This window comes from Cystobacter fuscus, assembly GCF_044360685.1.
Lineage (GTDB): Bacteria > Myxococcota > Myxococcia > Myxococcales > Myxococcaceae > Cystobacter > Cystobacter fuscus_C.
The window spans coordinates 8,178,365-8,200,098 of the sequence record NZ_CP043491.1; the positions used below are offsets into that span (position 1 = coordinate 8,178,365).

General features: G+C 67.8%; 16 protein-coding genes and 1 tRNA gene. 13 read left to right on the forward strand and 4 right to left on the reverse strand.

Annotated elements, in window-relative coordinates:
- Positions 1 to 166 precede the first annotated feature (166 nt).
- Entirely contained in the window at positions 167 to 2,134 is a 1,968-nt protein-coding gene (locus tag F0U63_RS33345; RefSeq protein WP_395836222.1) for a phosphatidylinositol-specific phospholipase C domain-containing protein, read from the forward strand.
- 782 nt (positions 2,135 to 2,916) lie between these two features.
- A complete protein-coding gene (locus tag F0U63_RS33350; RefSeq protein ID WP_395836224.1) occupies positions 2,917 to 5,343 on the forward strand; it encodes a hypothetical protein in 2,427 nt (808 codons plus the stop codon).
- Positions 5,344 to 6,193: 850 nt separating this feature from the next.
- On the opposite strand, the gene F0U63_RS33355 is transcribed toward F0U63_RS33350, so the two are convergent.
- The 4 genes from F0U63_RS33355 to F0U63_RS33370 all read right to left on the reverse strand — a co-directional run bounded on the left by F0U63_RS33355 (position 6,194) and on the right by F0U63_RS33370 (position 9,961).
- The gene (locus F0U63_RS33355; protein ID WP_395836225.1) at positions 6,194 to 6,751 is read right to left on the reverse strand and encodes a hypothetical protein; all 558 of its coding nucleotides are present in this window, start codon (positions 6,749 to 6,751) and stop codon (positions 6,194 to 6,196) included.
- 4 nt (positions 6,752 to 6,755) lie between these two features.
- On the reverse strand, positions 6,756 to 7,223 hold the full coding sequence (locus F0U63_RS33360; RefSeq protein ID WP_395836227.1) for a hypothetical protein: 468 nt from the start codon (positions 7,221 to 7,223) through the stop codon (positions 6,756 to 6,758).
- A gap of 336 nt (positions 7,224 to 7,559) precedes the next feature.
- On the reverse strand, positions 7,560 to 8,585 hold the full coding sequence (rtcA, locus tag F0U63_RS33365) for an RNA 3'-terminal phosphate cyclase (RefSeq protein ID WP_395836229.1): 1,026 nt from the start codon (positions 8,583 to 8,585) through the stop codon (positions 7,560 to 7,562).
- A gap of 140 nt (positions 8,586 to 8,725) precedes the next feature.
- Positions 8,726 to 9,961: an RtcB family protein gene (locus F0U63_RS33370; protein ID WP_395836231.1), complete on the reverse strand. Its 1,236-nt coding sequence runs from the start codon at positions 9,959 to 9,961 to the stop codon at positions 8,726 to 8,728.
- Positions 9,962 to 10,102: 141 nt separating this feature from the next.
- Between F0U63_RS33370 and rtcR the strand changes: the two genes are divergently transcribed.
- From rtcR to tnpC, 11 genes are all read left to right on the forward strand, one after another.
- Positions 10,103 to 11,728, forward strand: coding sequence for an RNA repair transcriptional activator RtcR (gene rtcR, locus F0U63_RS33375; protein WP_395836233.1), 1,626 nt, complete (start codon positions 10,103 to 10,105; stop codon positions 11,726 to 11,728).
- 204 nt (positions 11,729 to 11,932) lie between these two features.
- Positions 11,933 to 12,841 carry a hypothetical protein gene (locus tag F0U63_RS33380; RefSeq protein ID WP_395836235.1) on the forward strand — a complete coding sequence of 303 codons (909 nt, stop codon included), beginning with the start codon at positions 11,933 to 11,935 and terminating at the stop codon, positions 12,839 to 12,841.
- Positions 12,842 to 12,944: 103 nt separating this feature from the next.
- Positions 12,945 to 14,297 carry a hypothetical protein gene (locus F0U63_RS33385; RefSeq protein ID WP_395836237.1) on the forward strand — a complete coding sequence of 451 codons (1,353 nt, stop codon included), beginning with the start codon at positions 12,945 to 12,947 and terminating at the stop codon, positions 14,295 to 14,297.
- Positions 14,298 to 14,421: 124 nt separating this feature from the next.
- Positions 14,422 to 15,297, forward strand: a complete 876-nt coding sequence (locus tag F0U63_RS33390) for an EamA family transporter (RefSeq protein ID WP_395836239.1) — start codon at positions 14,422 to 14,424, stop codon at positions 15,295 to 15,297.
- Positions 15,298 to 15,403: 106 nt separating this feature from the next.
- Entirely contained in the window at positions 15,404 to 15,949 is a 546-nt protein-coding gene (locus tag F0U63_RS33395) for a hypothetical protein (RefSeq protein WP_002632263.1), read from the forward strand.
- Positions 15,946 to 16,533, forward strand: a complete 588-nt coding sequence (locus tag F0U63_RS33400; protein WP_395836241.1) for a tRNA-uridine aminocarboxypropyltransferase — start codon at positions 15,946 to 15,948, stop codon at positions 16,531 to 16,533. Before F0U63_RS33395 ends, F0U63_RS33400 begins: the two co-directional genes overlap by 4 nt.
- A gap of 54 nt (positions 16,534 to 16,587) precedes the next feature.
- A complete protein-coding gene (locus tag F0U63_RS33405) occupies positions 16,588 to 17,118 on the forward strand; it encodes a DUF2378 family protein (protein WP_395848467.1) in 531 nt (176 codons plus the stop codon).
- Positions 17,119 to 17,521: 403 nt separating this feature from the next.
- The gene (locus F0U63_RS33410; RefSeq protein ID WP_395836243.1) at positions 17,522 to 19,774 is read left to right on the forward strand and encodes a S41 family peptidase; all 2,253 of its coding nucleotides are present in this window, start codon (positions 17,522 to 17,524) and stop codon (positions 19,772 to 19,774) included.
- Positions 19,757 to 19,860, forward strand: a tRNA-OTHER gene (locus F0U63_RS33415). Before F0U63_RS33410 ends, F0U63_RS33415 begins: the two co-directional genes overlap by 18 nt.
- Positions 19,861 to 20,305: 445 nt before the next feature.
- Positions 20,306 to 20,647, forward strand: a complete 342-nt coding sequence (locus F0U63_RS33420; protein WP_395836246.1) for a transposase — start codon at positions 20,306 to 20,308, stop codon at positions 20,645 to 20,647.
- A 132-nt stretch (positions 20,648 to 20,779) separates the two neighbouring features.
- Positions 20,780 to 21,520 (forward strand): IS66 family transposase, encoded by a 741-nt coding sequence (gene tnpC / locus F0U63_RS33425; RefSeq protein WP_395836249.1) that lies wholly within the window; start codon positions 20,780 to 20,782, stop codon positions 21,518 to 21,520.
- The last annotated feature ends 214 nt before the right edge of the window (positions 21,521 to 21,734 follow it).

Consider the following 21,734-nt stretch of genomic DNA (forward strand, 5'->3'; position numbering starts at 1 on the left):
CACAGCGTTCGCGACGGGCCAGCTTCAAGATGTTCTACCAGAGAGCCATGGTGGTTCTCGGTTGATGCATCGTTCAAGGCGAAGCATGCACTCCGCGGTCATGACCCCGGCGGCCACCTACGGGCTTCCTTCCTGTCAACGTCCTCTCCCTCGGCTGAGGTTCCCCATGTCGTCGTGTCGCGTTCCTGGCGCTCATCGCGCCATCTCGCTCGGTCTGCTCTTGCTCACTCTGCTCACCCCGGTGCACTTCGCCGCCGCCCAGATGGGGAATGCCAATGCGCTCACCAGCAACACCGACTGGATGCGCTGGATCCCCGATGACACCAGCGTCGCCGCGCTCTCCATTCCTGGCACACATGACACCATGACCAGTGGATACCCCACGGGGATTCCCTTCGTGTCCACATGGGTCATCACCCAGACCTTGGGACTTCGTCCCCAGCTTGACGCCGGTATCCGTGTCCTGGACATCCGCGCCCGCCATATCGGCGATCGCTTCACCATGCATCACGAGAATTACTATCTCAATTCCAATTTCGACGATGTCTTGAGCACGGTGGTGCAATTCCTGAAGGATCATCCCACTGAAACCATCCTGATGCGCGTCAAGCAGGAGTACCAGCCGGAGGCCACGACTCGTTCATTCAGCGAGACCTTCACGTGGTACCGTGATCAAGCAGCCTACAAGGACTTCATCTGGGGCGGGAACTACGTTCCCGCTCTACGACAGGTACGCGGCAGGATTGTCATCCTCGATGACTTCAGCGGCGGTGCCTACGGGATCAGGTGGGGCAGCATCCAGCTCCAGGATATGTACAACCCGGACAGCAAGGACATCAAATGGGAGCAGGCGCGCGCTCTGATCGACAGGGCCAGTGGGGGTGACATGGGAAGCCTGTATGTCAACTTCCTGAGTGGCTACATCGCGCCCGTCACTTCTCCCGACGTCATGGCCGGTACGATCAATCCGCGCGCGCTCCAGTATCTGAACGAAGGCCGCGCGCTGCGCACCGGAGCGCTCATGATGGACTTCCCGAGCCAGGAGTTGATCGAAGCCGTCATCGCCCTCAACGCCCAGGGCGTCATTCCCAGGCCCACCCGGGATGCCACGTTCAGCTCAACCTCCAGCATCGATTTTGGTGTGGACCGCGTGGGAGGGGACTACACCGCCTTCGCGCTTCAGGAGGCGCGCCCCGAGCTGTGCCGTAACGCCTGCCTGGCGGATGCGCCCCGGTGCACGTCCTTCAACTACATCAAGCCTGGCGTGTTTACCCGGCACGCCCGGTGCTTCCTCAAGCAAGGCGAGCCCCCCCAGCCCGTCTCCAACCCCAACGCCGTCTCCGGCATCGCCCCGAAGAGCGCTGGCGCCGGGCTTTCGAGCGGTTTGTTGGAGACCAATGTCGATCGCCAGGGCGGTGATGACTACCGCAGCTTTGACATGACGGAGCCAGTGCCCGAACAGTGCCGTGATGCGTGCCGCAACGAGTACCCCTACTGCCAGTCTTTTTCCTACAGCAAGCCGGGTTTGCAGACGGGTTCCAAGGCCCGGTGCTACCTCAAGCGCAGCATCCCCACGCCCGTCCCCAATGCGTGCTGTGACTCCGGTGTCATCACCAACGCCCTGGCCGACGCCCCCGTCTCTACCCAGGGAACGAGCATCGAATTCAACGTTGATCGTCCAGGCCAGGATTACTTCGCCTTCGAGCCGACCGAGGCAACGCCCAGGAAGTGCCTCGAAGCCTGCTTCAACCAGGCGGACTGCAAGGCGTTCACCTATGTCAGGCCTGGCTCGGTTGCGCCCAAGGGTCGCTGCTATCTCAAGAACGGTGTTCCGGCGCCCGTGGCCAGCACCAATACGGATTCAGGCACCAGGATGGCCAGGCCGTCCGCTGGTGTGTACAGCGGACTGGTCGAAGCCAATATCGACCGGGGAGGCCAGGATCTCCAGCAGTTCGACCTGAGCGAGGCGCGACCCGAGGCATGCCGTGAGGCCTGCCAGAACAATGCGGCCTGCCGGGCTTTCACCTACGTCAAGCCCGGCATTCAGGCCGCCAAGGCCCGGTGCTACCTCAAGTTCGGTGTTCCCGCGCCCACGCCCAGCGCTTGCTGTGACTCTGGTGTCATTGCCAGATGATAAAGGGTTGGGACTCTCCGGGCCCACCCACCTTGTGAAGGCATGGCCCAACGGCCTCGGGCTCCTCTTGAGGTGCTCGGGCCGGGTATGCGGGTGCTGCGCCTTCACGGCTCGAGCCCCCAGCACAGGCGTACCCTGGGTTCGGGCCTTTGCTTCCAAGTGGAAGTGATTGGAGGCGAAGGTGAAGGCGTACAGCCGGATGGTGCCCGCGCTCTGATGGACAGCTCGTGCCAGCACTCCTCCTACCACCTCGTTCACCTCCGCGCTGGGGCGTAGCAGCAGTCGTCCCTGGAAGCACCTGGACGAGACGAAGTAGTAGCCCTCCTCCTGGAACATCCTCAGCGGCCAACCCATCCCCTTCCCCCCTCGTGAGCACATCGAGGCCGGATGCACCGCGCGCGCCAACTCGCAAGTCCGCGGAAGCACTTGAAGCGGGTGGGTTCCACCGTCCACGCCCCGTCTCGTTCTGGCTTGGGCCCCACGTTTCGAGTCCTTTGACACCATCCCAGGCCGCGCCGCGCCAAGAGAGCGGTCACGCTGCCGTCACTGCGGAGTGGCACGTTCTGGGCCTCATCCTGCTCGGGTACCTACGAGTCGTCTGACACCCATCTCGAAACACCCATCTCGAGGTACCTACGAGTCGTCTGATTTCATGTGCTCGTGCCTCTATGATTACTCATCCCCTGAGTTCCTTCCTCGCCACTGCCCTCGGGTGTCTGGCACTGCTTTTCACCTCCTGCTCTCCCACTCGGGAACCACTCGAGACGTCTCCCGCGGGAGGGGTGCCGCCCACCTTCGACGTCCAGGACGTCATCCGCCGGGTGGCGCGTGGGGACGAGAGTGGGTTCGCGCGTCTGTTGGCGCCCACCCCCTCCCTGGAACTGACCCCTGATGCGCCGGTGGGCTCCTTCACGCGGGAAACACCCCAAAGACCCAAGCTGGCCCAGGGGGGTGGCATCTACCTGCTGGCGTGGTCGATTCAGCTCCGCAGTGGCGGCTACCAGATCCTGGGGACGCGGGTCAGGGCCTCGGACGGCATGGTGCTCGACCAGGGCGGTATCCTGCTGGGAACGAACCGGACCCAGCCGCCCAACCCGGTCGTGGCCTCCGACGGGACGGACTTCCTGGTGGCCTGGGAGAGCCAGGATAGCCAGCCCGGCGCATCCATCTTGGCGAGGCGCGTGCAGGGCGCGACCGGAGCCTTGCTCGAGAGCGAGCCCTTGCGCATCTCTCCCTCCACGAGCTGGTCCTCGACCCCCGCCATCGCCTTCGATGGGAGCCAGTACCTGGTGGTCTGGACCCGCACCCTCACCGCGGAAGAGGCCCACATCCAGGGCGCGCGCGTGCGGGCCTCGGACGGCGTGGTGCTCGACCCCACGGGCCTGCTCCTCTCCTCGGCTCCTGGCTTCCGGCGCAATCCCGAGGTCGCGTTCAGTGAGGGCCACTTCCTGGTCGTCTGGCAGGACGAGCGGATGGGCAACTCCGACATCTATGGCACGCGGGTGCGCGCCTCGGATGGCGAGGTGCTCGAGCCCGGGGGTATTCCCCTGGTCGACAACCCTGGCAAGCAGCTCATGCCAGTCGTCGCCGCCATCGACGGCACGTTCCTCGTTGTCTGGATTGAGGTGGACTCCTATTCCATCGTCTACATCAACGGCAAGCGGGTGCTGGCGTCGAGTGGCGAGGTGATCGACCAGATGCTCTGGTTCGCTTACAGCCCCTCGTTCGACATCGCCCCGCCCGCCCTCGTGTCCGATGGCACCCACTTCCTGCTGATGTGGTCATCTTCCACGTACCTGCCCAGCGGCAAGGACCTCTTCGGTACGCGGATCCAGACGACGGGTCCGGTGTCCGGCCCTCCGGTCCAGGTCGTCGCGTTCGGTACGGATCGGGAAGAGAGTCCAACCATGGCGTTCGATGGAAACAACATCCTCGCCGTGTGGCGCGAAACCCGCAACGCCGGTCAGCTCTTCGGAGCCCGGCTGGAGCCCTCGAGCTGGATGACCCTCGACCCGGCTCCCCTGTTGTGCTCCAGCCTGTTCAACCAGGAAGTCATGCCCGCCATGGCGGCCGGGACCACGACCAGCCTCGTGGTGTGGATGGATTCGCGCGATCGCTCGGGATACTTCGACATCTATGGAGTGCGGGTGAGGAACTCGGACGGCGTGATACTCGACCCCACGGCCATTCCCATCGTCCAGGCCGTCGGTGCGCAGGTCGAGCCCGCCGTGGCGTTCGATGGAAGCAACTATCTGGTGGTCTGGAGTGACTGGGGGACCAGCGGGTCATCGTCTGGCACCATCCGTGGCGCGCGTGTGCGGGCCTCGGATGGCAAAGTGCTCGATCCCTCGGGCATTCTCATCTCCAGCATCGCACTGAACGAGGCGGAGCCGGCGGTGGCCTTTGGAATGGGCTCCTTCCTGGTGACCTGGAAGGACTGGCAAGCCAACGTAGGAATCCGTGGCGCGCGCGTGCGGGCCTCGGATGGCAGAGTGCTCGATCCCACGGGAATCAACGTGACGAGCACGAGTGGATTCCCGCGCTCGTCCTCCGTGGCCTTTGGCCGTGACTCCTTTCTCGTGGTCTGGGAGGACGCACGCAATGGCACACCCGACATCTACGGCGCGCGCGTGCGGGCGTCGGACGGCAAGGTGCTCGACACCGCCGGAATCCCACTGAGCACCGCCCCCGGCCCCCAGGGCTACCCAGCCGTGGCCTTCGATGGAAGCAACTTCCTGGCGGTATGGGTAAACCTGCGCACTCGAGAGGCAGACATCCATGGCACGCGGGTGCGAGCCTGGGATGGAGTTGTGCTCGACGGCGCGGGCCTCGCGCTGTGCACGGAACCTGGCAACCAGGACTTTCCCGAGCTGGTCTTCAATGGGAGCGTCTATCTGATGACGTGGATGGACACCCGGCAGGAGGTGCAGCGGTTCAATGGAATGCGCCTGACGACGCAGGGCACCTCGCTGGATGGCTCGGGCCTGCTCATCGCGGACGTCACCCAGGCGTGGTCGTCCACGAAGAAGGCAGCAGTGACCTCGGCGGGATCGGGCCAATTCCTGGTGGCGTATGATCGGTTCGACGCCGAGAGCCGCCAACCACGCGTCAGATTGCGGCGGCTATTCGAACCCCTTGGGAACGGCGCCGCATGCGAGCGCGGTACGGACTGCGCGAGCGGAGTCTGTGTCGAGGGCGTGTGCTTGTGACCTGAGCGGGTGTCCCCCCCCCGAGACACCACGAGTTCTGGGGTGGCCCTGAGCGGGGGTTTTGCCGTCACCCTATCGGGGAAACGAGAACTTCGCCTTGTAGTGAAGGCGAAGGGAGGAAAGCAGGCCAGGAAATCCCCCCGACTCCACCGTGCCGCCGCCTCTCGAAATTCCGCGACGAAGGCCCGGTACTGCTCGCGTAGCTCCTTCAATGCCTGCCGCGTGGAGGCATGACCCAACGGCCTCGGGCTCCTCTTGAGGTGCGCGGGCCGGGTATGCGGGTGCTGCGCCTTCACGGCTCTCGCTCCCAACACGGGCGTGCCCCGCGATTGAGCCTCGGCATCCACCTGCTCCACGAGCCCCCGCACCGCTCGCTGCCTCTGCTCCTCCTTCAGTCCTTCCCAGCACGGCAGGGGCGCTATTTCCAGTTCCACCGGCTCGGCCCATTCCCGTGCGAAGCGCCCCTCACCCGCCATGTCCTCGCTTCCCCGTTTGCTCCAGCGCTTCGTCCAGTTGAACCACTGGAACACTCTGCGCGCCGGCCCCAGCAATTGCGGCAGGCACGTGAGACCCGGCCACTCCGCGCTCCTCTCCACGAGGCCCTCCTTCACCCCATGGGCCAGCACGTAGCGCAGCCGGCCCACCAGCGCTGTGTCGTCCAGCGCCGGTTCCGCGTTCTGGCTTGGGTCCCGCGTTTCGAGTCCTTTGACACCATCCCCCGGCTCAGGCGCTCAGGCGCAGGCGGCAGGCAGGCGGACACCGCTCAGGCGCTTTCCCGGAACGGAGTCCCGAAACAGCGGCAGTGGATTGACAGCCGTCCAGTTGACGATGGAGGACCCGCTTGACCACTTCAAGGTAAAGACTCAGGCTCGCTCGTGAAGAACGCATGGAAAAAAGTGGTATTCGGCGGTTCTATTGGTTCAACATGGAGGGGAATGCGGGCTTCGGCAATGTCACGCGGAAGCACATCCACCCTGAAAAACGCCTCGATTCTCCTGGAGACAACATCAGCAGAATGCCGCATTTTTCCAGGGAGTGGCTCAAAAAAGATCCTGGAGTTGGTCCGCATCCTTCCAATTTTCACATACTCCATCCCATAAACCACATAGACGGGCGCCAGTATGCTGACACACCCAACGACAACAAAATGGTGCCCGCCGGGTTCATTTCCAGGCGAATAGGCCGCGCAACGAAAACACGCATCAGGAGTTGCGGTGGCATTGCCAATAGTGAAACCGGGAAGCTCTTTCTTGAGTTCATCCAAAAGCCCCCACCATTGACCCATTTTCTTCAATTCTTCATCCCACAAATCCATGAGCCTCCTGTGTTCAACACTTCCGGCATAAGCCTTATCGGCACGCCAATACTTCTCCGCAATCGCCAACAGATTTTCTCGAGGGGGAATCATGGCATCAACGCCCGGAAGTCGCGATCTCCGCCCTTGGGTGACATGCTGTCTTGACACGGGAGCCAGCGACAGCCGCCTTCAGGGTTAGATCGAATGAAGTCTTGAAGCTTTCGCATAGAATGCCCAGAGGTGTCTCGGCCGTTGTGGGAGTAAAGGCAATCTGCGCCGCGACGTTGCCGCAATCCGCGGCGATGCGTTGCGCGGCCGAGAGGGAAATCAAACCATCCGCCTCGGTCCTGATTGGCATGTCAACTCCCATTTTGCAGATGATGCCTTCTCCCGTATCACTCTTGATGGGCATGCGAAGACAGGCAGCGCGCCAACCACCCGGTTCATCGCCACGCTGTTCAACAACCGTGACGAACCGGAGGTTTCTCGGTTCAAGCGTTCCCTCGACGAAGGTTACAGTTCTCGATGCAGCACAACCTGACAGCAGCGAGATGAGAAACAAAGGAACAGCGTATGGGCTCACGACCTGTACGCTGCGAATACCCAAGCGTGGGAACAGTGCCCTGTATGGCCGGGATGCCTCGTGGGTAGACACTGCCTCACCTCACAGGGGGACCCGCCCCAGGCTGGAATTTACAACCAGCCGATTACAGAAGATGACGGACCTCCTCGTCAAGCCGTGGGATCTGGCCAGGCGCCTTGAAGTCAATGGGTCAGTTGGCTTTCTTTCAAAGCACACGGGAGTGGCATTATTCGGATCCCGGACTGTGATCCATCGTTGGGAACGTGACGACCCCAACGCGGGAGGGTTGCTCGTAGCGCGTTCCGCGGTGTAAGGACTTCAGTCCTCGCTCAATCCTTAGACAGAGGACCGGTCCACACCCACCTCGAACACCGAGGCGGACAGCTCCTTCACCGAGAGCTTCACGTCCAGGAAGTGGGCGAACGTTTCAATCTGCGTCCGCGCATGTCCATCCAGCGGCAGGGTCCGGAACGAGCCCCCACGCGCCAGGGCCAGCAGCAACATGAGCTGATCACACAGGTGATGACCCACGGGGACTCCGGCCTCCAGGTACACCCGCGCCTCCTCCGACGCCGCCGAGGCGACCGCCTCCGCGGGCACGCCCCGCTCCCCGAAGCTGGTGAACACCTCGGTGACGTGCTCGCTCTCCACCTCCAGCGACAACGCGTTCCCCGGCCCGGGCGCGCGCTTCAGCTCCTCCACCCGCCGCTCCTCCTCGCTCCAGCCGAGCCTGCGCCCCACCGTCTCCAGCTCCCGCTTCGCCACGTCGAAGGGCACCTGGGAGAACATCGCCGTGGCCCGCCGCCGCACCACGTTTCCCCGCTCCAACAGGTGCAGGGCCACGAGCGGCGCCGGCTGCACGCTCACGTGGAACTTCCCTCCCCCGGCGGGGAAGAACCCGGGCCGCTCCAGCGTGGCATCCACCCCCGGCCCCATCCGCCGCACCAGCGGCAGGTACGCCTTGGCCAGGAAGTCGAACGGCGGCGCCGCCGGGTTGTGCGTCCCCCCTTCCAACACCAGCGAGGACGGCCCACTCGCGCTCAAGAGCGCCGGCAACACCGTCTGCAACACCAACGTGGCGCTGCCCGCCGTGCCCACCGCGAAGTGGTAGTCCCCGGGCTTCACGCGCCCAGGCCGGAACGTCAGCTCCTGCGAGTGCAGCGCCGCCCCCTCCACCTCCGCGCCCCCCACCGCCGCCGCCGCCTTCACCGACGTGAGGTGCTGGCGCAACAGCCCCGGCTTGGAGCGCCCCGCGCGGATATTCACCATCTGGAAGGGCGTCCCCGTCACCAGCGCCAGCGCCAACGACGTGCGCAGCACCTGCCCGCCGCCCTCTCCCTTCGAACCATCAATGCGAACCATCTCTGCTCCCTCCCTTTACTCCCTTTGCCCGCACGTAGCGACGCCCGCTCCCCCATCCTACTGACCGGAAGGGAAGCGGGCGTCTCGATGTCTCTATCCCCTCATGGCATCCTCCCGGGTCCAGGGTCCGTGCTGCCCGCTCACCCCTTCACGCACACCACCTGCCGCAGCGTGTGGACGACGTCGACCAGGCTCGCCTGCGCCTGCATCACCGCGTCGATGGGCTTGTAGGCCCCGGGCGTCTCGTCGATGACTTCCGCGTCCTTGCGGCATTCGATCCCCTCCGTCGCCCGCGCATGGTCCTCCAGCGTGAAGCGCCGCTTCGCCGCTTCACGCGACATCACCCGGCCCGCGCCGTGGCTGCACGAGTGGAAGGACTCCGCGTTCCCCTTCCCACGCACGATGTACGAGCGCGCCCCCATGCTGCCGGGGATGATGCCCAGGTCGCCCTCGCGCGCCCGCACCGCGCCCTTGCGCGTCACCAGCACGTTCTTGCCGTAGTGGTGCTCCCGCGACACGTAGTTGTGGTGGCAGTTCACCGCCGCCTGCGTGAGCGAGAACTCCGGCAGCTCCCCGCTCGCCTGCAACGCCTCCACGGTCGAGCGCAGCATCAGCTCGCGGTTGGTCGCCGCGTACTCCTGCGCCCAGCCCACCGCGCGCAGGTAGTCCTCGAAGTGCTCGGAGCCCTCGGGCAGGTACGCCAGGTCCGCCTCCGGCAACTGGATGAAGAAGCGGCGCATGTCCTCCTTGGCCAGCTCGATGAAGTGGCTGCCGATGCGGTTGCCCACGCCGCGCGAACCGCTGTGCAACATCACCCAGACGTGGTCCGCCTCATCCAGACACACCTCGATGAAGTGGTTTCCCGTCCCCAGCGTCCCGAGGTGACCCAGGTCCGGGCCCCGGCCCAGGCGCGGGTGCTTCTCCAGGATGGCGTCATAGCCGGGCTTCAGGCGGCCCCAGGCCTCGCGGTGCGCCGCGGGCGCGTCCTTCCAGGCGCCCCGGTCATTGCGGCCCCCGTTGTCGGTGCGGCCGTGCGGCACCGCGCGCTCGATGGCCGAGCGCACCCCGCCGAGCGAGTCCGGCAACTGCTCCGCGCGCAGCGTGGTGCGCACGGCGATCATCCCGCAGCCGATGTCCACGCCCACCGCGGCCGGAATCACCGCGCCCGCCGTCGCCACCACGCTGCCCACCGTCGCGCCGAAGCCGCGGTGCACGTCCGGCATCACCGCCACCCACTTGTGCACGAAGGGCAGGGCCGCCATCGCTCGGAGCTGCTTCTTCGCCTCGTCCTCGAACGGCACCCCCATCGTCCACGCCTTGATGGGCACTCCACCCGCCTCGTTCGTCAGCACCTCGTAGTCGCGCTCGGTCCGCATGGTCTGGTTCCTCGAATCGTCTGCCCGGTCCGTCCCGGGTCACGCGGAGGGGTAGAGCAGGCCGCGTGCCAGCCCTCCTCCCCAGGGGAGTGATGAAACCCCCACCCGTTTCCTATCTCCTGGGATAAACTTCCTATCCTCATGGCGAAGACGCGAGTTCGCGAGACGGTGGTGTTCGGGGTGCTGGGGACCAACCTGGACGCGGGCCGAGGCCCCCGGAGGTGGGACAAGTGGCGCCCCTCGGTGGGGCTCTGTCAGCAGGAGGATCTGCTGGTGCACCGCTTCGAGCTGCTCCATCCCCCCGGTCAGGAGGAACTGGCGCGCACGGTGGAGCAGGACATCCAGCAGGTCTCCCCCGAGACGCAGGTGCGCCCCACCGCCGTGGACATCCGCAACCCGTGGGACCTGGAGGAGACCTACGGCGCGCTGCTCGACTACGCCCGCACGTACCCCTTCCAGCCCGAGCAGGAGGACTACCTCGTGCACATCACCACGGGCACGCACATCACGCAGATCAGCCTGTTCCTCCTGGTGGAGAGCCGGCACATCCCCGCGCGGCTGGTGCAGACCTCGCCTCCGGCCTCCGGCCGGGACCATGGCGGGCCGGGGACGCACACCCTCATCGATCTGGACTTGTCGAAGTACGACACGCTGGCGAGCCGCTTCCGGCAGGAGCAGCGAGAGGGCCTGTCCTTTCTCAAGGCGGGCATCGACACGCGCAACGCGGCCTTCAACCGGCTCATCGAGCGCATCGAACAGGTGGCCACGAGCTCGCGCGCGCCCCTGTTGCTCATGGGTCCCACCGGAGCGGGCAAGTCGCAGCTCGCCCGGCGCATCTACCAGCTCAAGAAGGCGCGGCGGCACGTGAGCGGCCCCTTCGTGGACGTCAACTGCGCCACCCTGCGCGGTGACGGGGCCATGTCCGCCCTCTTCGGCCACGTGAAGGGGGCCTTCACCGGCGCGGTGGGAGACCGGCCGGGGCTGCTGCGCCAGGCGAACGCGGGCGTGCTCTTCCTCGACGAGATTGGCGAGCTGGGCGCGGACGAGCAGGCCATGCTCCTGCGCGCGCTCGAGGACAAGCGCTTCCTGCCAGTGGGCTCGGACAAGGAGGTGGAGAGCGACTTCCAGCTGCTCGCGGGCACCAACCGGGATCTGCTCGCCGAGGTGGAGCGTGGACGCTTCCGGGAGGATCTGCTCGCGCGCATCAACCTGTGGACCTTCCGGCTGCCCGCCTTGCGCGAGCGGCCCGAGGACATCCTCCCCAACCTCCTCTATGAGCTGGATCAGGCCTCGCAGGCGATCGGCACGCGCGTGACGATGAACAAGGAGGCCCAGGCCCACTTCCTGCGCTTCGCCACCTCCGCCGAGGCGCGCTGGAGCGGCAACTTCCGCGACCTCAACGCCGCCGTGCTGCGCATGGCCACGCTCGCCCCCGGTGGCCGCATCACCCGCGAGGGCGTGGACGAGGAGCTGGAGCGGCTGCGCGCCGCGTGGCTCCCCACCCCGCCTGGCTCCCGGCCCCTGCCCATGGAGGAGGATCTGGTGACGCGGGTACTCGGGGAGGACAAGGCCGAGGCCCTGGACCGCTTCGACCGGGCCCAGCTCGAGGAGGTGCTCGCCGTGTGCCGCGAGGCCCGCTCCCTGTCCGACGCGGGGCGCATGCTCTTCGCCTGCTCCCGGGCACAGAAGAAGAGCGTCAACGACGCGGACCGGCTGCGCAAATACCTCGCCCGCTTCGGCCTGGAGTGGACCAGCGTCCAGGCCTGAGTGAACCACAAGAGGTAGGCGCCACATCCACCCGGGGGGCTGTCACCTGGTGCACGAAGCGATCGTTCCTGGACGACAGACTCACGGGAAACCTTCACTCACACGCTTCCCAGTCTCGCGGAAGTGGCGAAATCTTCCCGGCGACCTACATCGCCGCCGACTTCCCTCCAAGAGGTCCGGCGCCCGCCAGCTCAGGAGAAGACCATGAAGACACTCGTGACGCGCGCAATGCTGTGGGTGGCCCTCTCCACGGGTTGTGGTCCGGTCGGGGACGCCGCCGCCCCCTCCGAGGCGGAACCCGGTCAGGTGACCCAGGCCATCGAGGACGACAACGGCCTGACGCCCAATGGACTCGCCTTCAACGGGCTCGCCTTCAACGGCCTGGCCTTCAATGGACTCGCCTTCAACGGGCTCGCCTTCAACGGCCTGTCCAGTCCCTTGTTCTACTCCTGGTTCTGGCAGCACCCGTCCGAGTCCAACCTCTTCATGAAGTACCTGGTGCGCTGCGCCGTGCCCGAGGGGCAGACGCGCAGCTACAAGCTGGGCTCCACCACCTATGTGTGGCCCGGCGGCCTGGGACTGGCACCGGGCTGGGCCAACGGCGCGGCGGCGACCCTGGAGGAGCAGCAGGTCGTCAGCGCGTGCCTGGCGGCCCTCACCAACAAGTATGGGCGCTCGGTCCTCCTGTCGGTGCAGGGCACCAGCGCCAAGGGGGTTCGCATCCCCACGGCGAGCGGGGAGCTGGCGGACTATCCCCTGCGCGAGGCCTGCTTCTTCGGCAACCTCTTCAATGGAGCGGGTCTGTTCGTGGGCAATGACCAGGGCATGCTGGGCGGCAACCAGGCGAGCCTGCGCGCGTGCGCGCTGATGGGAAGGACGGAGTGCGCGCCGCTCGTGCACGTCGGGAGCTGCCATGAGGTCTGCCAGCTCGACGCCACGGGGACCTACTTCGCGCGGTGCACCCGGGGCGGCGTCACCTACCACGCGCTCAGCACCCGGCTGCGCACCCAGGACATCTACACCTGTGGGGATGGGCGCTGCCAGTTCCCGGAGACCTGCGCCAGCAACAACGCGGGCACCTCCTGCAAGCAGGACTGCGGCACCTGCGGTTGACGCGAGCGCTCTCCCCAGGAGGCGGCCCAGGAAAATTCCGCCCTGAAACCAGCGACGAGGATCTAGGCGGGGGCCGCATCCCTTCCGTATAGGATGCCCCCCGATGCGAACGCGCAGGCCCCTGGCCATCTTCGATGCACTCGCCTCGCTGGCCACCGCCTTCAAGGACATCTTCCCGGGCAGCATCACGTCCACGCTGTCGGCGGACGATCTCGCCGCCCATGTCGAGGCGCTGGGCACCCGCGCGGCCCTCAAGCCCAAGGTGATTCCGCTCGACGAGACGCGGCTGGGCGCCCTGCTCTACTTCGATGATCAGCCCACGCCCCAGGCCGGCCTGCTCATCGATCTGCGGCGCCCGGTGCGCACCAGCGACAGCCACTTCGCCCGCTCCTTCTGCCGCGTCTTCAACGACGACCTGAATCGCGTGTCCGCCGCCCTGCCCCTCAACGAGCACTGGGCCTCGCTCGAGCAGACGCGCCTGCGCCGCGCCGTCGCGCGCTTCCTCAACTACCGGCCCCAGCAGATGTCCAGTTGGATCCGCGCCGTGGAGGACTCCATGGCCCTCACCTACGAGGGCCGCGCCGTGCGCCACTGCCTCATCGTCGCGCGCAAGGCGCCCAAGCTCGTGCAGAAGCTGCAGAACAAGTTCATCCCCCTGCCGGGCGGCATCTCCATCGAGAACGCGCTCCTGCGCGAGAAGTGGATCCGCACCGTCGTGGACGGCCGCCGCGTCGCCCTACTCGGCAGCATGCACTCCGGCAGCATCATCGGCTTCATCTCGCTCGCGGAGATGGATCGCCAGGAGGCCGCGCTGCGCTACGCCCCCCACGAGACGCTCCTGCCCGTGCAGGCCGTGCTCTCCCACTCGCCTCATGACGTCGCGCTCGTGGCCTCGCCCCAGGGAGATCTCTTCATCCTCAGTGGCAAGGGCTCCGTCTTCCAGAAGACCCACGGCCACTGGCGCGTGCTGGACTACGCGGCCCTGCACGAGCGCATCTCCATGCGCTTTCGCGAGGACGTCGTCACCGGCGTGCTGCGCGCCGCCATCGATCTGGCCTTCGAGCGCACCGGCGCCCTCTTCTGTCTGCTCGACTCGCGCGAGGACCTCACCGACTTCATCCCCGACCATGGCCACCCGCTCGCCGCCAACTCCCACCTGCGCCGCTCCCTGCGCGGGCAGAACATCGCCATCTGGGCGCAGCGCCAGGTCATCACCGCCGCGGCCACCACCGATGGCGCCGTCGTGCTCGACGCGGACGGCAGCATCCTCGACATCGCCTGCATGATCTCCAGTCCCAAGGAGATCGCCCGCCTGGGGGTGCGCGAGCCCAGCATGCCCGGGGCCCGGGCGCTCGCCGCCTGGCGCGCGAGCTTCCGCGGCGTGGCCCTCAACGTCTCCGAGGACGGCCCCATCACCGTCTACGAGCGGGGCGCCGTCATCGGCCGCATCGGCTGATGCCCCTCCGCCGGGCGCCCGGGCGAGCGACAACTCCCGCCGTCCGGATTCCCCACGTCGGCCCGGACACTCGGCTAGGCTGCCGGCCCCCGGGCCCGAGCGCCCGGTCCTTCCAGGAGTCCACGTGAAGTCCTTCCTCATGGTCGCGGCGGGCGCCGCCCTCTGGGGCTGCTGGTCCCTCTTCCTGCGGCCAGCGGGCCTGTCCGGCACCCAGAGCGCCTTCCTCTCGCTGGTGATCATGTCGCTGCCGGCCCCCTTCGTGCTGAGCCCCGGGGCCTGGCGCGACCGGCGCGCCACGCTCGCGCTCGGGGTGCTCGCGCTGTGCGACGCCGCCAACGCCGCCCTCTTCTTCGCCGCCGTGCAGCGCGGGCCGGTCGCCGTCGCCGTGCTCACCCACTACCTGGCTCCCCTGCTCATCGCGCTCGCCGCCCCATGGGTGCTGCGCGAGCGCCGCTCCCCCAGGGCCCTGCTCGGCGCCCCCCTCACCCTGCTGGGCCTCGCGCTCCTGCTGGGCACGCCCCGCGGCGGCCTCGCCGACCCCCGCACGGCCCTGCTCGGCGGCGCCAGCGCGCTCTTCTTCGCGGCCAACGTGCTCTCCATCAAGGAGGCCTCCCGAGCCTTCTCGCCCCTGGCCATCAACTCGCTGCACGCGCCCCTGTCCGCGCTCGTGCTCCTGCTCGTCTTCGGGCGCGACGCCCTTCCCCCCGCCCTGGATGGGCGACTGCTGTGGGTGGGGGGAGGCGGCCTCCTGTGTGGCATCGTGGGCAACTCCCTCTTCTCCGCCGGGCTCAAGGGCGTGCCCGCTGCGGCCGGCTCGGCCCTCACCTACCTGGAGCCGCTGACGGCCGCCCTGGTGGGCTGGTGGGTGTTCGCCGAGCCGCTCGGTCCCTCGGGGCTCGTGGGGGGCCTCATCGTCCTGGGCACCGGCGTCTGGGTGGCCCGGGCGCCCCGTGCTCCCGCCCCATCCGTCGAGGTGGCGCCGGGCGCGGGATGCACATAAATGGAAGCCGTCCCAAATCCCCGCTTGCGCTCGGGGCCGGGGGAATGGTCCTCTTTTCCCTTCCTTCCAAGCCAGTCCGTCTTGCCCCCACGGAAGCAGTACCCGTATGGAACCTTCCATCGACAGCCGTGAGTACCGCGTCGTCTTCTTCTGCCCGACCTCGAGCGCCCAGCTCGAGCACATCGAGGCTCCCGTGCGCCGGGTGCTCACGCGCATCTCCGCCCCGCCCGCCGAGCTCGCGCCGCTCGAGGCCGCGGGCACGCTGGGCGAGGCCGGCTGGCGCGTCTACCTCGTGCGCTCCATGACCGAGCGCTCCGCCGCGCACGCCCTCGCCGCCCACGTCACCGAGGCCGCCGCCGCCATCTCCACCGAGCTGGACACCGAGGTGCTCGGGCTCTACGTGGACGTGGGCAGCGACTCGGCGCGCATCTGCCGGTGCATGCCCGAGGAGAACCCCGAGACGTTCAGCGGCCAGCGCCGCAACGTGTTGGATCGCACCGCGGAGTGGTTGGACATCAACCCCGCGCACCTCTCGGCCCTCTTCCAGCTCGCCCTGGACGCCGACGAGGAGGTGGACGCCGAGGATCGCTTCGTGGAGACGAAGCTGCGCGAGGCGCGCGCCTTCATGCAGCGCTACCGTCAGAGCCGATGAGGTCCAGCACTCCGGCGGATCTCGCCGGCCGCTGTCCGGGCTGCTACCTGCCGTGTGCCCTGTGTCTGTGCGCCGAGGTGCCGCGGGTGGACACCCGCACCGGGGTGCTCGTCATCCGCCACCACAAGGAAGCCCACAAGTCCACCAACACGGCGCGCCTGGCGGCGCTCGCCCTGCCCCGCTGCCACATCCTGCCCTATGGCGCGCCGGGCCAGCCCTTCTCGCTGTCGGTGCTCGACGCGCCGGGCACGTGGATCGTCTTCCCGGACGCCCCGCCCCCTCCACCCGGAGCGCCTCCACCCGAGCGGCTGCTGGTGCTCGACGGCAACTGGGCCCAGGCCCGGCGCATGTACCAGCGCCTGGGGTTGAGCCGCATGCCGGGACTGGCCCTGCCCCCGCCCTCCGCGGACACCCGGCGCCTGCGCCGTCCGCCCCACCCCTACGGCATGTCCACGGTGGAGGCGATCGCTGGCGCACTCTGCGTGCTGGAAGGAGAGGAGGTGGCCCGGCCCCTCTACGCACTGCACGAGCTGATGATCGATCGGGTGTTGGCCGCCCGGGGCCGGCTCTCCGAGGAGGACTGAGCGGGAAGCCCGTTCGCGGCGCCCGTGTGGTGTAGGGTGCTCGCCGTGACGGAGATGTTGGTCTACGACTACACGATGGAGTCCCTGCTGCGCGTGCTGGGCCAGCCCCTCACGGCCGAGCACCTCACCGAGCTTCGAGCGTTGGGCGTCGATCCCCGCCAGCTCCAGCCCGCCTATCCGGTGGACAAGTACACCCAGGTGCTGAACTTCATCGTGGCCGAGCTCTGGCCCCGGCTGCCGCGGGAGGAAGCCGGCTTCGAGCTGGGCCGGGCCTTCATGCGCGCCTACCAGCAGACGGCGATGGGCAAGGCGGTGGCCGCGGTGACGCGGGTCATCGGTCCCCACCGGTCGCTCGAGCGGATGAGCCGCAACTTCCGCAGCGCCAACAACTTCACCGAGACGAAGCTGAACCAGGTGGGGCCGAACCACTACGAGCTGTGGTTCAACCACGCCCGCCACCCGAACTTCTTCCGGGGCCTGCTGACCGAGGCCCTGACGAGGACGGGCGCCCGGGAGGTGTCCGTGACGCTGCTGACCGTGGGCGAGGCCCACGAGGCCACCTTCCACATCACCTGGAAGCCGTAGCTCCCCCAGAAAAACCGAAGCCCGCCCCCCGATACCTCTCGGCACGGGGAACGGGCCACGGAGAAATCCCGCGTGCCCCCCGGCTCGCGGGAACGGGGAGGCGAGGCCAAGACGAGGCGCCCGCCTCCCGAGGTCGGTGGCTCCAGGTCGCGATCCCCCTCGCAACCCGGAACCCCCTTCCCTGTTCCGCAACGCAACATCCCACGCCTGCCTGCCCGTGTCTGTGAAGCCGTTCACTCCCCGGAAGTGAACCGCTTCACACCCAGGGAGCCCCGTCCGGGCGGCGGCGGGGGCGGCCTCCAGGCGAAGAGTCTGGGGTCCGGACGCACTCCGCTCTTCGGGGAATCCATGGGGGTGAGCTAGCCTGCCGGTGCCGGATGGTCTCCATCCTCCAGGAAGGCACATGCTGCGCACCCTGCTTACCCGATTCATCCTGGCCGCCGGGCTCATCGCCTGGACGGCCTCGGCGGCGCCGACCCCCAACGCCCCCGAGCTTCCCTCCCCCGAGGAGCGGCTGAACCGTCTGGCCCGCTTGTGGGGCCAGGTGAAGTACCGCCACCCCTCCCTGGCCTACAAATCCATCGACTGGGACGCCGCCCTGATGACGGCGCTGCCCCGCGTGGAGGCCGCCAAGGACCGCGCCGCCTACGCCGAGGCCGTCCAGGACATGCTGGAGGCGCTCAACGATCCCGCCACGCGGATCCTCCGCCCCGACGAGCGGCAGGAAGGCGCACCGGCCGACCCGGCCCGCACGCGCGAGCCGCGCCGGTGGGAGGCCAAGGACGTGCTCGTGGTCAACATGGGCGTGATGCAGCCGACCGCCTCGTTGCGCGAGGATCTCGCCCGGGCCAAGGCCGTCATCCTCGACCTGCGCGCCCGGGGACTGGATCCGCGCGCCTCCGAGTCCATGCGCCAGGCGCTGGGCGAGGTGCTGCCGCTCCTGCTCACCCAGGAGTTGCAGGTGCCCGGGCCCCGCGCCGTGTACCACTCGGGCTACCGCCCGCAGACGATCTCCTCGAGCGGCGGCTTCGCCACGTCGTTCCTCACGTCGACGGGAGAGCGCATCTCGCCCCAGGCCCCGGGCAAGGCCCTGCCCCTGCTCTTCCTGTTGGATGACCAGTCCTCCGTGGACGCGCGCGTGCTCACCATGAAGGCGCAGGGCCTGGCGCAGCTCATCACCGAGGGCCGCCTGGACGATGGCTCGAGCGTGGAGCGCACGCGGGTGGACCTGGGCGCCGGGTTGACGGCGGTGGTGCGCTTGAGCGAGCTGGGCGTGCCCCTGCGCGCGGACGCCGTGCTGCCCAAGCGCTCGCGCTCGGGCAAGGACGAGGCGCTGCTCAAGGCGCTCGAGCTGGCGCGCAAGCCGGTGCGCGGCAAGGCGCCCAAGGTGCGCGAGGCGGATCTCCCTCCGGGCCGGTGGCAGGCGGACCTGGCGTACGCGGACACGCCCTATCCGGACAGGCCCCATCGCCTGCTCGCGCTCTTCCGGATGTGGAACATCATCGAGTTCTTCTACCCCTACAAGCACCTGATGGATCAGGACTGGGACAAGGCCCTCTCCACGTTCCTGCCCCGCTTCTCCAAGGCCAAGGACGCCGCCGAGTACTCGCTCGCGGTGGCGGAGATGAGCACGTGGCTCAAGGACGGACACACCACCCTGCACGGCCACCCCGAGCTGGAAAAGCGCGGCATCGCCGGCGTGTTGGCCCCCTTCGAGACGATGGAGCTGGAGGGCAAGGCGGTGGTGACCCGGGTGTGGGACGAGGCGGCCGCCCCGGGGCTCGCGCCGGGACAGGTCATCGAGACGTACGAGGGCAAGCCCCTGGCGGAGCGGATGGACGCGCTCAAGCCCTACGTCACGGCCTCGACGCCCACGCACCTGCGCCACCGCCTGCTGGCGCGTGCCCTGTCGGGAGCCGAGGGCTCCCAGGCCACGGTGGGCGTGCGCGACGCCGCGGGACAGCGCAAGCAGGTGCGCTTCACCCGGAGCATGCAGTCGTTGCAGAAGCCACCCACGGGAGACGCCTGGCGCATGTTGGGCAACGGCGTGGGCTACGTGGACCTGACGCGCCTGCAGCCCGCCGACGTGGCCACCCTGTTCGAGAAGATGAAGAGCACCAAGGCGCTCGTGTTCGACATGCGCGGCTACCCCAACGGCACCGCCTGGGCGCTCGCGCCGTACCTCAACGCGCGCAAGGCCCCCTACGGGGCGGTGATCGAGCGCAACATCGTCTCGTCGGAGGAGCTGGGCGGACGCTACAAGTACTTCCAGCCCCTGCCCCAGGCCGACGTCACCCCCTATGTCGGCCGCACGGTGATGCTCATCGACGAGCGGACCATCAGCCAGGCCGAGTACACGGGCCTGTTCCTCGAGGCGGCCAACAACACCACCTTCATCGGCACGCCCAGCGCGGGCGCCGACGGTGATGTCACCAACATGGTGCTCCCGGGCGGCATCGCGCTGCTCTTCTCCGGCGACGACGTGCGGCACGTGGATGGCCGTCAGTTGCAGCGCGTGGGGCTCAAGCCCCAGGTCTTCGTGCGGCCCTCCCTCTTGAGCGTCCAGAAGGGCCAGGACGAGGTGCTGGAGCGGGCGCTCAAGTACCTCGCGAGCAAGGGTGTGGGCGCCAAGGTGACGGGAGGCACGCCGCGGTAGGCGGGCCTCCACGCGGTCCTCCTCACCCTTTCTGGCTCGCTCTCACCCGAGGCTTCCAGCGGCGGGTTCGATTCCCGCCGCCTCCAATCGAGGTTGCCCGCCACCGAGCGCGGCCCTCCAGGCGAACTCCTCGACGTTCGCCTCGGAGGCCAGCGCATTTGGGCTGCCCTTCGGCATAAGCCATCCGAGAGGAGCCGCGGTTGCAGCTTGAGGCTACGAAACCAACCCCAGCAAGTGGAAGAACACCAACCCGGGGCCCACGTGTGGTTCATCGGGCAAGTCCGGATCCGGAAACAAGCGACGAGCTTCCTCCGCCACGTCTCCTTCATAGAGCTGTGTTGCCAGGGTCACCCAGTCCAAACCCGCGACGCCTGGCTTCAACTCAAGTGCTTTGCGCTGCGCCCACGCGAACAGTTCGTCTTCCCGTGCATCATCACCTGACGACCACTTGATTGTAACTGCTCGCCGTCCCCCGTCGTGACGAGAGAGGCAGAGGCGTGAGACGTCCAGGCAATAAACCTGGAGGTACACGTGGAGAAAGAGTTGGAGCAGTTCCGGCAGGAGGCACAGAGGCTGAGGGCAGGACGAGCCAAGGGCTCGGCCCCATTCCCCGAGCCACTGAGAGCGTTCGCGGTGCGCTACCTGGCGCAGGAACTGGAGAAGGGAGAAACACTCAAGTCCGTGGTGGAGAGGCTGGGAGTGTCGGAGCCGACGTTGCAGGCGTGGCGGCGAGGGCAGACGCCCGGCAGCAAGAAGACGCGGAGCAGTGAGCCGAAGACGGAGCCGCTGCTGCCCGTGGTGGTGCACCCACCGAAGCCGCACGCGGCCTCGCCCGTGGCGACTACCTTGGCGGTAGTATCGCCGCAGGGCTGAAGAGTGGAGGGGCTGGGCCTGGAGGAAGCGGCGCAGTTGCTGCGGAGGCTGGCGTGCTGACGCTCACGCGGGCGGTGCGCGTGTTCGCCTGTGCGGTGCCGGTGGACATGCGCAAGGGCTTCGACGGGCTGAGTGAAATGGTACGCCTGGACGGTGGCCAGCCCCCAGGCGGTGTACCACCGGATTCTCCCCAGCCGCTCCGGGGCCACGGCCCGCCAGGTGCTGGGCGACTACCAGGGCGTCGTCATGGTGGACGGGTACGCCGCCTACCAGACGGCGACGAAGTCCAGTGCCGACGGGCCCGCCTCCTGCTCCCTGGTGTTTTGCTGGGCCCACGTGCGACGCAAATTCGTGGAGGCCGAGAAGGTGGCGCCCGCGTGCGCCGAGGTGCTGAGTCTCCTGGGCCAGCTGTATGCCATTGAAGCGGGCCTGCCCGACCCGCATGCGCTGGAGGGCGAGCTCCAGGCCGCGGCACTCGCGCACCGTCTGGCGGTGCGACGGGAGAAGTCCGCCCCGCTGGTGGCTGCCATCCGCGAGTGGGCGCTGGCTCAGCGCGCACTGCCGGGCAGCGCCCTGCGCAAGGCGCTCGAGTACATGCTGGAGCTGTGGAGCGGACTGACCGTCTTCCTCTCCAATGCCTGGGTGCCCCTGGACAACAACCTGGTGGAGCGCCAGCTGCGGGACATGGTGCTGGGCCGCAAGAACCACTATGGCTCCAAGTCGCTGCGCGGCACCGAGGTGGCGGCCCTCTTCTACTCGCTCATGGAGACGGCGCGCCTGTGCGGTGAAGACCCGGGGCGCTACCTGCTGCGCGCCGCGCTCGCCGCCATCGCCAATCCCGGCACCGTCACGCTCCCTTCCAGCATCGACTGAACACGCCGTCTCGTCTTGCTCCAGGCCCGGGCGGGCTCATCCTCGCCCGTCCAGACGGGGCACGGCGAGCTGTTACGGAGCGTCTGCGTGTGGGCGTATAGGAGGGATGGGGGCGGTGTTGAGGGAGAGGGCTGGAGCCGAGGGGTCGAGGAGGGCTGCGGACGGGTGCCACGAGGGCTGTGCGCCGGGCCGGTGGAGACGAGGTGCAGCCCCA

Excerpts from the sequence above, each read along its gene's own strand:
- F0U63_RS33345 (WP_395836222.1), top strand. The coding sequence starts at position 167 with ATGTCGTCGTGTCGCGTTCCTGGCGCTCATCGCGCCATCTCGCTCGGT.
- F0U63_RS33355 (WP_395836225.1), bottom strand. The coding sequence starts at position 6,751 with ATGATTCCCCCTCGAGAAAATCTGTTGGCGATTGCGGAGAAGTATTGG.
- rtcA (WP_395836229.1), bottom strand. The coding sequence starts at position 8,585 with ATGGTTCGCATTGATGGTTCGAAGGGAGAGGGCGGCGGGCAGGTGCTG.
- F0U63_RS33370 (WP_395836231.1), bottom strand. The coding sequence starts at position 9,961 with ATGCGGACCGAGCGCGACTACGAGGTGCTGACGAACGAGGCGGGTGGA.
- rtcR (WP_395836233.1), top strand. The coding sequence starts at position 10,103 with ATGGCGAAGACGCGAGTTCGCGAGACGGTGGTGTTCGGGGTGCTGGGG.
- F0U63_RS33380 (WP_395836235.1), top strand. The coding sequence starts at position 11,933 with ATGAAGACACTCGTGACGCGCGCAATGCTGTGGGTGGCCCTCTCCACG.
- F0U63_RS33385 (WP_395836237.1), top strand. The coding sequence starts at position 12,945 with ATGCGAACGCGCAGGCCCCTGGCCATCTTCGATGCACTCGCCTCGCTG.
- F0U63_RS33395 (WP_002632263.1), top strand. The coding sequence starts at position 15,404 with ATGGAACCTTCCATCGACAGCCGTGAGTACCGCGTCGTCTTCTTCTGC.
- F0U63_RS33400 (WP_395836241.1), top strand. The coding sequence starts at position 15,946 with ATGAGGTCCAGCACTCCGGCGGATCTCGCCGGCCGCTGTCCGGGCTGC.
- F0U63_RS33405 (WP_395848467.1), top strand. The coding sequence starts at position 16,588 with ATGTTGGTCTACGACTACACGATGGAGTCCCTGCTGCGCGTGCTGGGC.
- F0U63_RS33410 (WP_395836243.1), top strand. The coding sequence starts at position 17,522 with ATGCTGCGCACCCTGCTTACCCGATTCATCCTGGCCGCCGGGCTCATC.